We start from the raw sequence: 12400 nt of genomic DNA, 5'->3' as shown, positions 1-12400 counted from the left end.
CCACCCCGGCGGCGCTGCTGTTTTTGCATGCTTTTTGTTGGGCGTGCGGCTTGCTTTTGCAGGCCCCGGCTAACCGGTTGTGGCCGTTATCCGACGGTCACTGCACAGTGCCTTTGCGGCGCTTCGTTGGATATCTGGGTGTACACGCCGGTGCTCTGGCCCGGCGCGCCGATTGCCCACACCCTGTAATAATACGCGGTTCCAATCCTCGTCACAAACTGCGTTTTGAGCACGCCGCCGTTGCCGGCCGTGAAGCGCGGGGCCAGGGCTGCGCCGTCCGGAATCGTCATTTTAAAGCAGTACGCGCTGCCTTTTCTGAGAGTGAAGTTCACGGTGGTGTCGCTGACCACAGACGCGCCCGGTGCAGAAACATCCTGTGCCGCTTTGACGGCCGCGTAGCCCGACGTCCCGTAGGGATTGCCTGCGGGTTGCGTGGACTTGCCCGGCTTTGGGGCTGGCTTCGGATTGGGGACGGCTTTCACCAGGTTGTCGTAGGATGCTTTCGCGCCGAAGTACACGGCATTTATTTCTTTCTGGGACGGGTTCGCCTGCTCCAGGACGTGGCGCACGAGATTGATGGACGCCCGGTAGGACGCATAGCTCGCCGGCGTGTAATCTGCCGGGTCAACGGTCTCAAATTGTTTCAGCCGGTCTTCCAGCAGGTCTCTGTCCGGGATCATGCGCAGGGTCAGCATTGCGTTGGTCAGCCGGTCGGATGCGTCCTGCACCTGCCGCTGGGTTGCCTGTGGATTCTCCAGCACGGCTTCCGCGTAGTCGAGGGCCGCGGTGAAGTCTTCTTTGCTGCTGCCGGAATCAAGGTATTCGTCCAGGTTGACCGCCTTTGCCTCCGCGACGATCTTTTCCAGAGATTCCTTGCTTGCGATGCGTTGCAGGGCCAGCATGGCATTGTTCAGATTGTCCGCCGCTTCGTTTACTTCCGTTTGGTTCGGCTCCGCTGTTTCCAGCAGGTCCTTCGCGGCCTTCAGCGCGTCCGCGAGGACATCCTTGCCCGCGTCGAGGTATTCGTCAAGGTTCAGGCTTTCCGCCTTTGCGACCGCCTCGCGCAGCACATCGAGATGGACCGCGGATTCCAGTCCTTTGATCGCCTTGTCCAGTGCGTCGTACGCCTCGGTCACTTCATACGCCAGCGCGTCGTCGTCCGAGACGACCGCTCCGGCCGCGTCCGCGGCGGCAGTCAAAACGTTCCAACTCGCGCCGGTGTAATCCGCTTCGTTCAGGTTTTCCACGGTTTCCAGCAGGGCATTCAAAGCGGTTTTATCGCCCGCCTTGAATTCCAAATACTGCATTGCTTCCAGCAGGTTTTTCCAGGTGCTGTTGATCTGTGCCTGTGTGGCCTCTTCATTTTCCAGAACTTCCCGCGCCTGCTTGCGCATGGCAGTAAAATGTCTGCGCACGGAGGGGATCAGCTGGTCCAGCTGCCCGTCCGTAACGGCGTCCGCCGCGTGCAGAATGGCCTCCAGAAGATTTTTGTTGATCAGAGTGAATGTGAATCGCAGGCTGGCTGTTTCGTTCGGCATGGTGAACGCATAGGTGAAGCCGTCCGTCTCAAATGGCAGCGCTTCGCCATTTAGTTTTGCGCCCGCGAACTTCCCGCTGGCAGGGGTGAAGGTGAAAATCAGTTTCTCACCGGCCTGCACGGTTGCGCCATAAATGCCGTTGCCCTCAATGACGACATCCGCGTTTCCTGTAACGGTCATCACCGCGTTTGCGTTTGACTGAACGGCCAGAACGTGAGCCTTTGGCGCGGCGGTTTCCCGCAGGGCCCGGATCGCATCGTCCAGCTTTTTGACTTCCGCGGCAATTTCCGCGTTGCTGGACGCCGTGTCAAGCGCGGCCTCCGCGGCGGCAATCGCCGCTTGCAGGGCGGCGTAGCTCTCCTGTGTGTAGGTTCCCTCTTCGTTGCCGATCGCCTTTGCCTCCCGAATTTTTTCCTGCAAAGGCGTCTTGTCCAAGGCGGTTTCTCCTGCCCAATTGACGGAGTCGCCTTTTGCACAGGAGACCTCCAGCAGACATCTGGCGGCGCTCAGGTCCATCTGGTTTGCGTTTGTGTCCGTGAGTACCGCTTCCGCGTTTGCCAGGGCGCGCGTCAGGCGCGTCCGGCTGGGCTGGGTGAAGCCGGACGCATCCAGCGCCTTCGCTTCCGCGAGGGCTTTCCGTAGCTTCTCCCGTTGCGCTGCGACCGGCGCGTGCGCCCCGGTGGTGATGGCCATTTCCCTGTTGTTAAATTTCAGGGAGGAACCCTGGAAGCCCTGGACCTTGACGTAGTAGGTACCTGCCTCCGGGACGGTAAAGGCCGTTTTGTCGGCGGAAAGGTTGATGTTGTTGTAAATGTCGGTGACCGCGTCCGTATAGCGGCCCGGCTCGGTGCCGAAAAGGATTTTATAGTTGTCCGCGCCCGACATCTGCGGGTAGCGCGCCTGGATCAGATTGCAGGCGGACTCCACGGAGGTTTCATAGGTCGTGATTGCCGCCACGTCCTCCGAGGTTACGCCGCGCACCAGCACATTGTCCGCAGTAAACGCCTTCTGATAGCAGCGAAAGCCGATTTTGCCGTTGGGATGGTCCGCGTCTTTCAGGCGGTACACGCATTTTCCGTCGATGAAGAAGCCGAACAGGTCGTCATATGCGATCACTTTCAACTGATATGTTTTGTTGGGCTTGGTTTCATACGCGCCATCGTGGAGGAAGCTCCAATTGTTGCTGGCTTTTCCGATGATGTATTTGTCGTTGTAAAGGCCAAAGTAATAACCGTTGTAGGCATCCGGGCCAGAGTCCTCCGCCGTGGTGCGGAACAGAAGTCCTGCATTATCCGGGCCGTCCCCGATGGAAACATCCGCCTGGTATACATAATTGGTCCAGCTGTCCTCGCCCGCCACCGCCTTGATATTGGGATGGTTTGCACCGGACAGGACGCCGTTTTCGATGCGGATCAGACCGTTTTCCCCCACCTTTGTCCAGCGGGACTCCGACAGCTGCGCATCCTCAAAGTCATCGGAGAAGTCCGGCGCGCCGGGCTGCTTGCTGACGGACGCTTCAAGCGCGGCGGGTTCCGCAAACACGGTAAGGTCCTGCCTGGTAAGGGGATAAATGGCAAAGTTTGACGCGGTAAATGCCTTGTTGTAGGAGCGGAGTCCCACAGTGCCGCGGGAATACGTTTCGTCCTCTGTTGTGGCAATCAGATTGTCGTCCACATAGAACGCAATCCGGCTGCCGAATACCACAATTTTAAGGGTGTAATCCTGTCCCGCCTGTACCCCGCCGGGAATGGGATACTGCGCCAGGTTGTTCCAGGTCTCGCCGCCGAAGCCGGTGATGAGGCCGGTGCCGCCGTTTGCCAGGCTGCCGATGCCGGCGTAATAGCCGTAGAATGCGTCGGGCCCGTCCCCGAAGCTGGCGGCACGGAAGATGATTCCGCAGTTGTTGGCCTGGTTGGACTCAAACCGGAGAGTTGCCTCCACCTTATAGTCAACCCAGTTTTCATTGTTTTCTCCCATGTAAACCGCCTTGACTTTTTCTCCCGTGCCAAAGACGATTTGCGCGGGGGTCTCCGCTTCCGCGGGAATCAGCTGGATTTTATTTTCCGGGTCATAGGTCTTCCACTCGGCGAGACTGCTCGTGGGGAAGGTGGTGTACGGCGGTACGTCGGGAACGTTGGGGTTCGGTACCAGCTCGCCCGGTTCGGCGGTTTTTTCGACGACCAGTTCCCCGGAGGACGATTCCTGCCCCTTGATGGAAGCGATTACTTTTACATAATAGGTGGTTTCGGGATCCATCCCGGTGAGCACCGCCGTGCTCTTGTCAAAGCCGCGCACGGTGTTGGGATAATTGCCCGGTTCCGTGCCGTAGACCACTTTGAATGGCGTCTCCTGCGGGTCCAGGTTGGTCGCGATCGAGATGCGGTCGCCCTTGCGGTTTACCGCGAAAGTCTGCACGTCTTCAATCGCACGGTTGCTGTAAACCACTTCAATCTGATCCACGGAGAGGCCGCCGGTAAAGCGGAGGTTGTTGAACTGCTGTGCGTCAAAACGGAACCCGCCTTGCAGCGTCGGCTTGGATTTCAGCCCAGTGATCTCCGCCTGTCCGGAGGAGAGGTCGAGCGATTGCCGGTATTTGCCGTTAACGATCGCCGTACCGCTGCCGCTACCGGTGATCCGGATGGTGTAGTCCTCCGCGCGGGGCACCACGAGGTTGTCAAATTCCAGATAGTCTTCGCCGTCTATTTGGATGGCTTTGCCTTCAGCACGGGTGCGAACGAGCGTATCGCCCTGGTCACCAATTTTGGGGAACTGCGTGACGCGCAGTTTGGTGCAGCCGTAGGGGACCAGCTCAATTGGCTCCTGTGCTTCAGGATCCGCTTTGGTGGGGCCGAAGGGCTGCGCGCTGGCCACATTGCCGTCCAGCGTCCAATCCGGCAGGACCTGCCCGGTCGCTTTTAATACCACAGGCGGGTTGGAGGCGGTAAAGGGCTGCATGCCGACGTCACGTTCCTCCGTCTCAAAGCCCGCGCTGGTCACAAGGCCGTAGTTCCAGCGGCTGGCGGGGAACACCTCATAGCGGGGCGCCCAATCCTTCAATTGGGAGTTTACGTCGCGGATTTCATTGTCTTCCTTCTCCTTGGCGCGGAAATCCTCGTCGATCCGCAGGCTGTAAATCAGCGGGCCTTTTTCCACGGCGACGGAATCGTTGTACCAGGTAGAGGTCTCCACCTCGCTGGGGAATGTGATTTTCACATGGTCCCCGGGCTTCCATTCGCGCGTCACCGTGTAATAGGAATCCGCAGAGACGCCTGCCTGCGGTTCCCCGTTGACGGTTACGGCAGGATTGACCGCCCACGCGGGGATGCGCAGCTTGAGTTCAAAGGACGCCGCTTCGCCGCTGTAGGTCAGTTCGACCGTATCGCGGAAGGGATAGTCCGTCTCCTGCTGGAAGCGGGCGGTTTTTCCGTCCGCCACGCGGGCCGTGACCGTATTCGGGCCGTAGGCGACAACCGCCAGACCATTGTCCCGGGTCGCCATCCACATGCTCTGTACAAATTTGGGCCAGCCCATCTGGAAATTCGGGAAACAGCACAGGCCGGTCGGCGCGCCGTAGGTCACATCGTCGCCGTGTTCGGTGGTAAAGCCGTGGCTGCCCTGCGTGGCGGTCACCTGATTCTGCATGATAAAATAGGCCTGTCCGTTGTAGTCGGCCAGGTTTGCCGCGGGCAGCGCGTTGTAAGCGACGCGCTCGAGGTGGTCGCCCAGCCAGGCTTCCTCGCCCAGGATGCGGGCGGTGATCTCTGTGGACAGCAGGTTTTCTACAATGCCGCAATCCTCCGATCCGCGCGTGGAGCGGTTGTCGTGAGAGGATTCGTCGGCGTTGGGCAGGCCGTCAATGCGCCCGTGGTCCAGTCCCAGGTTAAACAGGCCCTCCCGCATGGCGGTGCGGTCCGCTTCGTCGCCGGAGGTCTGGTAGCGCAGCGCCGGGGTTTTTAAGCCCTGGCTGATGTTAACCACATGCTGACGGATGGTTGTGTCGTGGCATTCGTCCGTCCAGCTCAGGCCGTCCCAGCTCTTTGTCTGGTCGAACAGGGTGTCCGCCAGGTCCAGCAGCCATTGGGTGGCTTGCGGATTGTCTTCCTGATACAGGCGGCTGTAAAGCCAGTAGACGTTGTCGACATTGTCGCCGCCGCGGATGGAGCCCCAGTCGCGCAGCGGGCGTGTTTGCAGCTCGCTCTCCTGGTAGCGAAAATAGTTTTCCAAAAACGGAAGAACTCTGGCGTCCGTTCTACCCTGTGCGTCCAGTGCGTCGTAATAGTCGCAGATTGCCATGAGCACCGGCATGCGCGGCCACCAGTCGTCGTTGTTGCGCGGGCCGAAAAAGCCGTTTTCCTGCTGGCTTTCCAGAGCGGAGTCAATCCATTTCTGTGCTTTTTCTTTTAAGTCCGCATCGTCCAGCACATAGGCGAGCGCGACCAGGCCGTGCATGTAATAGGGACCGCGCTCCCAGTTTTCCCCGGAGGCGGCGCCCAGCCATTGGCTGCTTTCCTCGTTGTAATCGGTGAATTCCGCCATCTTTCCGGTCAGGCCGTTTTTTTGCAGCAGAAGCTGGTTTTCCAGCCAGCCCTGCGCGCGCACCGCGCCCGGCGGCAGAGACAGGAACGCAGAGGTTAAATCTCCCTGATCCCCGTGATAGATGGTGTTGGCGGATGGGGTGTTCTGCGCCGTGGTTCCCGCCGCGGCAAACCCTGCGGTGGAACCGCTCACCGCCAGGACGGCGGAGAGCGCGAGTGCCGCCAGCCTGCGCGTGAGGTTTTTTCGTGTGGTTTTCATAACAAATCCTCCCTTTCCAATGAAATGGCCCGGCCTTGTGCTGGGCGGTGTCTGTCTTGTGTTTGCAATCTCCTTTCCGCGTGTTTTGGCAAGTGGGCTGTTTCATGATTTAAGAATAGCAGGTTTGCATTTTTTTGTATTTATGTTTTTTTACACGTTGTTTACAAATATTTAGCTTAATTCTTTTTGTGTGTTATACAATTCGGAAATTAAAATGCAAATAATTTCCATTTTTTATTAAATAGTCAATGATGAGTGATTGAAATAAAAAAACGCCGGCTTTCAAACGAAAACCGGAGCTTTTTTATTGGGAAACGCGGTATTCCTTGGGGGTCATTCCCATCAGACTTTTGAATTTAAGGGAAAAGTAGCTGGGGGATTCAAATCCGCACTGCCGGCTGACTTCCGTAACGGTTGCATCTGTGTCCCTGAGCAGGCCGGCGGCGGCCGAAATGCGGTGCTTGAGCAGATACTGCATGGGGCTCAGGCCGATGGTCCGCTTAAAACAGCGCAGGCATTCCCGTTCGCTGATGGAGGCGGCTCTTGCAATCTCCGCCAGGGTAATAGAATCCGCGTAATGCGCGTGGATCCATGCAAGCATGTCCTTTACCCGCGACGCGTCTGTATTGGCGTCGGTGCGGTTGTTGATGGCGTCCGGGTAATGGCTGACGATCAGATACCACAACCGGGACAGCTCCTGCTGTACCAGCAGTTCAAAAGCGAACGGTTCTTTTTGGCACGCGTCAAAAGCCTGCGTGATACACTGAACCGCCTCCCGATGCCAGGAAAGGGATGTTTGAAAATAGATTGCCGGGAGGCTGCCGCATGCCAGCAAAGGGCGGACATACCGCTGTTCCAGCGCGCTTTCCGGCGTTCCGGCGATCAGGCTGGGATGAAACACCAGCGAACGGATTTCACAGATCCCGCCCTGTGCGGCGGCGGACTGTGGAACGCCGGAATTGATAAAGGCGCCCTCGCCTTCGTGGATTTCATAGCGCCGTCCAACCAGTTCCAGCACCAGGGTTCCGCTGTGTACCAATAAGACCTCTGCTTCGTCGTGCCAGTGCCAGGCAATTTCCCGGTTTGTCCCTCCGCCAAGTGTTGTGGCATACCCGCCGCAGGGAAACATAGGGGTGCCGCGCCGGTCAATTTCCCGCTGATGCGCGTCGATGGTCAGGGGGCATTCCTGAATAGACATGATGTTTCCTCCGCTTGTCGTTTTTGTGATAGGATCAGTCGCAATTCTGCTTGTTTTCATGCGCTTTTGACGGTATTATGATAACAGAAAACCAGCAAACGAAAATGATTGGGAGGAAATGAATGATGAAATTGGAGCATGTGGCAATCTGGACGCATCAACTGGAGTCGCTTAAAGAGTTTTATGTACGGTATTTCGGCGCGGAACCCAATGAAAAGTATGTTACCGAGGAGGATTTCGACGGGCGGTTTACCTCCTATTTTCTCTCCTTTGCTTCCGGCGCGCGGCTGGAGCTGATGATGCTGGATTGCATCCCGCAGGGGGACAACATCAGAGGGTTTGAGTCGACCGGGCTTACGCACATTGCATTTTCGGTCGATACGCAAGAGGAACTGGATCGGATTTTTGCTGAGCTGGAGAGCGGCCGGGTTCCCATTATCGGCAGACCCCGCATGACCGGAGACGGCTATTACGAGGCCTGCGTCCTGGACCCGGACGGAAACCGCGTGGAAATCACCGTCACTCCGTGACGCAGAAACTCCCTATATATTGTATGGGAAAGCGGGCGGCCCCCATGGATAGAAAGACAAATAAAAAATAGCTGATTCCGAGGAAACCTCCGCGCGAAACAACAGGAAAGCCACAGCAGTCCATTTTTTGTTGCGTTTAGAAGTGGAAAATCTCGCTATTTTTAATGCAATAAAAAAGAGAAGAGGGGCCGTTGCAGTTTGTATTCTGCAACGGCCTCGAAAGTTTGCCCGACAGCACAAAAGGTTCGTAAAGGACCATATCACTCGTTCCCACTCGCTCTTCTCAGGAAAAAGACCTCCGGTCAGGACGCTCGCTTGAGGCTAAAGCCTCGCTCGACGCTTCAAACAACCATCGCCGCCTTTAAAAACGTAGAAAGACAAATGTAAAGAATTGCCACAAGGTGAAAACGGTCCTCGCCGTAGGCGCGTCCCGACCGGAGGTCCGCGAAAGACGTTGTACGTCCCGCTCCTTGCGAGGAGCGGCAAAGGGCTCTGCCCTTTGATCCCGCCGCTTTTCAGAAAAGCGGAAAAACGCGTTCTGCTCTACGCTACAATCAGAACAAAGGCAGCTGCAAAACTAGCAGCTGCCTTTTTCGCGCAGGATCAGCACTGAAGGAAGTCGAGGAACTCCCAGTTAAATTTCTCCAGCACATCGTAAAAAATGCCGTGCCCGCTGTTTTCAAACGGAAACAGCTGCGAATTGGCAATGGCCTGGTGCTGGATTTCCCCCAGCTCGAACGGGACAATCTGGTCCTGCATGCCGTGGAAGATACCGGTGGGAACGCGCACCGCTTTTAAATCGGCACGTCCGTCCTCGTCGCGCAGGGAATAGGCGGTCATGACAGTCCCGATGCCGGAGGCGGAAAGCCCGAGGTCGCGGAACCAATCCTTGACCGCTTCGCTGTGAGGGCTGTATAACAGCTGACGGCTGAAATCCTGGCAGAGCTGCGGCCGGTCGGTTTTGGCTTGGCAGATCAGCGCGTCGGTGGATTCGCGGCTGTTCCCATAGGGGAAGTCCGGCGTCCGGTTGAAAACCGGCGCGGCGGCGGCCAGCAGCACCAGCTTTTTGACGTTGTAACCGCGGCAGCGGTTCATATAGCGCAGCACGATCGCGCCGCCCATGGAGAAGCCCACCAGAATAAACGGGCGGAGATTCAGGGAGCGGACCACCTGATAGATGTCGTCCGCCAGCTGGTCGTAGCCATAGCCGCAGCAGGTGGCGTCCGAATTTCCAAAGCCGCGCAGGTCCATGGTGACCACGCGGTAGCCGTGGTCGACCAGGAAGCGCTTCTGGTACTCGTACATTTTTGCGGAGAGGGGCCAGCCGTGGATCATCACAACCGTTTCCTTGCCCGTGGGGTTTAAGTCATAAACGGCAATCTTTGTATTGTCTTTTACGCGCACGTAAAACATAACAGCAACTCCTTTTTCTCTCATCCTATGAGTAAAAAGAGGGGCATGTTCCTAAAAAATGGACAGACCGCTTTCCGGTATGGTATACTGGTAGCGATTTTTGACCAAGGAAAGCGGGGCATGGATATTGGATACAAAAAGGATTGAAGATGCGGTGCGTGAGCTGCTGCTGGCGGTGGGGGAGGACCCCGAGCGGGAAGGCCTGTTGGAAACGCCGCAGCGTGTGGCCCGGATGTACGGGGAGATTTTCTCCGGCTTGCAGGACGATCCCAAGAATTATCTGAAAATCTTCAACGAGCAGGGCCAACATGAGGAAATGGTCGTTGTGCGGGACATTCCGCTTTATTCTGTCTGCGAGCATCATCTGCTCCCTTTTATTGGAAAGGCGCACATCGCTTATATTCCCAAGGGCGGACAGATCATCGGGTTGTCGAAGTTCGCCCGCATTGTGGACTGCTTTGCCCGCCGCCCGCAGGTGCAGGAGCGGCTGACGGCACAGATCGCGGATTTTCTATATGATAATATGAAGCCCTACGGCGTGGCGGTGCTGATCGAGGCGGAGCACCTCTGTATGACGATGCGCGGTGCGCGTGCGGCGGGGTCCAGCACACAGACGTCCGCCCTGCGCGGCTCCATGCGCACGGATGCAAAGACGCGTGCGGAGGTCATGTCCCTGCTGACCAGAGGCAGAGGATAAGGAGGGATACGATGCGTTTGTTTACAGCGGGCCGCTGCCGCATGGTACTGGGCGATGCGGCCTATGTAATGGGAATTTTAAATGTCACGCCGGATTCCTTTTCCGACGGCGGAAAATATTTTTCTCTAAAAGATGCCGAGCAGCATGCGCTGGAGATGCAGGAGATGGGCGCGGACATGATCGACGTCGGCGCGCAGTCCACGCGTCCCGGCTGGGTGCAGGTTTCTCCGGAGGAGGAGCTGCAGCGGCTGCTGCCGGTGCTGGATATTCTTGCGTGCCGGGTCGGCGTGCCGGTTTCCGTGGATACCTTCTATCCGCAGGTGGCAAAGCAGGCGCTGGCACATGGCGCCTCCATCATCAATGACGTCACCGGCTTTGCCGATCCGGACATGGTGCAGACCGCGGCGGGTACCGACTGCGGTTGTATTGTCATGTATCCGCGCGGGGAAGAGGAAGGGGATATCATCGGGCAGCTCAACCGCTTCTTTGCGGGAAAGCGGCGCGAATTAGAGGATGCGGGCATTGAAAAAAGCCGGATTTGTTTTGATCCGGGGATCGGATTTGGAAAGACATACGAGCAGAATCTGGAGATTCTCGCCAATACCGCGGAGATTGACACGGGCGGCTGCGCGCTGTTGATGGCGGCTTCCCGCAAGCGTGTGATCGGCCAGCCCTGCGGCAACCCGCCTTTTGAGCAGCGTATGCCCGGGACGTTGGCGGCACACAGTATATCTGTATATAGCGGCGCGGATTTGGTTCGTGCGCATGATGTGGCAGAGGCCGTGCAAGCGGCGAAGGTCGCCGCCGCGATCAGGAGGGCAAAACATGGATAAAATCATTATCAAAGGATTGCGCGTATTTGCGTACCACGGCGTCAATCCGGAGGAGAAGCGGGACGGCCAGCCGTTTGAGCTGGACATTGCCGCGCGCTGCGACCTGCGCAAAGCAGGCCGGACAGACAATTTGAACGACACGGTGAGCTATGCCAAAATGGCGAAGACCGTGGCACGCGTCATGACGGAACAGAGCGACGATCTGCTGGAACGCGCCGCGCAGAGAGTGGCGGATGCGATCCTGGAGGAGTATCCTTTGATTCAGGAGGTGGAGGTCCTGCTGAAAAAACCCGAGGCCCCCGTCAAATTGGACTTTGGGTATATGGCGGTGTCCATTACCCGTGCGAGGGGGGACCTGCATGCGTAAAGCGGTGCTTGGCCTGGGCTGCAATCTGGGGGACCGGCAGGAAAATCTGAACCGCGCGGTGCGGGCACTGGACCATCTGCCCGGAACAAAGGTATTGCAGCTTTCCAATTTGTACGAGACGGAACCGTTCGACGTACCGGACAAGCAGGCCGATTATTTAAATCAATGCGTCCTTTTGGAAACGGAGCTGTCCCCGCGTGCCCTGCTGGGCGCGTGCCTGGGAATTGAGGCGGCGATGGGACGGGAACGTAAAACCTACCATGCTGCGCGCGTATTAGATCTGGATTTGTTGTTATATGAAGGAGAATATTTTGCAGAGAAAGAGCTGAATCTGCCGCATCCCGGTATATTGGAACGGGCTTTTGTGCTTGTCCCTCTGGCGGACCTGTTCCCTCAAAAAATGGCTCTGGGACTGGATTTTTCCGGTGTTTACGACCGGTTGGACAAGAGCGGTGTACAACCTTTTTGAAAAAAATCAAAACTTTTTCAAAAAAAGGTGTTGACAAAAGGGGTGTGGTTTGGTATTATAGTCAGGCACCCTACGGAACGGCCCAAACGAAAGGGCAGACGGTGAAAGCCAGAAACCCAGACGGGAAGCCGGTTTGAGCGGTGTAAGGACCTTGAAAATTAAACAACGTAAAGAAAAGAAGAACCCGTAATGACTTTGAGAGAAAAGCCCGCTTGAAAAAGTGGGAAGTACTTTCGGACGAAGGTTTGTCGGAACCATAAACCGACATAAAATACACGTTAGTGTATCGTATTTAGAGCTTTTCAAAAGACTCTGAAGTATGATTTAAACGCTTCTTCGGGGGCGATTAAATACAATATTTTAGAGAGTTTGATCCTGGCTCAGGACGAACGCTGGCGGCGTGCCTAACACATGCAAGTCGAACGGAGTTAGAGGAGCTTGCTCTTCTAACTTAGTGGCGGACGGGTGAGTAACGCGTGAGTAACCTGCCTTTCAGAGGGGGATAACGTTCTGAAAAGAACGCTAATACCGCATGACGTCATAGTACCGCATGGTACAGTG

The 12400-nt window shown here is 56.8% G+C and carries 8 protein-coding genes and 1 rRNA gene; 6 read left to right on the top strand and 3 right to left on the bottom strand.

Annotated features, from left to right (window positions below):
* Positions 1-86 precede the first annotated feature (86 nt).
* Positions 87-6332 (bottom strand): 3-keto-alpha-glucoside-1,2-lyase-like domain-containing protein, encoded by a 6246-nt coding sequence (locus tag BN2106_RS00300; protein ID WP_050696585.1) that lies wholly within the window; start codon positions 6330-6332, stop codon positions 87-89.
* Between the two features lie 304 nt (positions 6333-6636).
* Entirely contained in the window at positions 6637-7530 is an 894-nt protein-coding gene (locus tag BN2106_RS00295; protein ID WP_050696584.1) for a helix-turn-helix transcriptional regulator, read from the bottom strand.
* Positions 7531-7652: 122 nt separating this feature from the next.
* Between BN2106_RS00295 and BN2106_RS00290 the strand changes: the two genes are divergently transcribed.
* Positions 7653-8060, top strand: a complete 408-nt coding sequence (locus BN2106_RS00290) for a VOC family protein (RefSeq protein ID WP_242846216.1) — start codon at positions 7653-7655, stop codon at positions 8058-8060.
* A gap of 603 nt (positions 8061-8663) precedes the next feature.
* On the opposite strand, the gene BN2106_RS00285 is transcribed toward BN2106_RS00290, so the two are convergent.
* On the bottom strand, positions 8664-9473 hold the full coding sequence (locus tag BN2106_RS00285; protein ID WP_050696583.1) for an alpha/beta fold hydrolase: 810 nt from the start codon (positions 9471-9473) through the stop codon (positions 8664-8666).
* 124 nt (positions 9474-9597) lie between these two features.
* On the opposite strand from BN2106_RS00285, the gene folE reads away from it, so the two are divergent.
* The 5 genes from folE to BN2106_RS00260 form a co-directional block, all read left to right on the top strand.
* Positions 9598-10170 (top strand): GTP cyclohydrolase I FolE, encoded by a 573-nt coding sequence (folE, locus tag BN2106_RS00280; protein WP_050696988.1) that lies wholly within the window; start codon positions 9598-9600, stop codon positions 10168-10170.
* Between the two features lie 11 nt (positions 10171-10181).
* Entirely contained in the window at positions 10182-11003 is an 822-nt protein-coding gene (gene folP, locus BN2106_RS00275; RefSeq protein WP_050696582.1) for a dihydropteroate synthase, read from the top strand.
* On the top strand, positions 10996-11370 hold the full coding sequence (gene folB, locus BN2106_RS00270) for a dihydroneopterin aldolase (protein WP_050696581.1): 375 nt from the start codon (positions 10996-10998) through the stop codon (positions 11368-11370). The genes folP and folB overlap by 8 nt, the downstream gene beginning before the upstream one ends.
* On the top strand, positions 11363-11839 hold the full coding sequence (folK, locus tag BN2106_RS00265; protein ID WP_050696580.1) for a 2-amino-4-hydroxy-6-hydroxymethyldihydropteridine diphosphokinase: 477 nt from the start codon (positions 11363-11365) through the stop codon (positions 11837-11839). The genes folB and folK overlap by 8 nt, the downstream gene beginning before the upstream one ends.
* Positions 11840-12196: 357 nt before the next feature.
* A 16S ribosomal RNA gene (locus BN2106_RS00260) occupies positions 12197-12400 on the top strand; the annotation flags it as partial.

Origin of the sequence: Anaeromassilibacillus senegalensis (assembly GCF_001261775.1) — a bacterium.
Taxonomy (GTDB): domain Bacteria; phylum Bacillota; class Clostridia; order Oscillospirales; family Acutalibacteraceae; genus Anaeromassilibacillus; species Anaeromassilibacillus senegalensis.
This window is presented reverse-complemented; position numbering and strand designations above follow the sequence as displayed.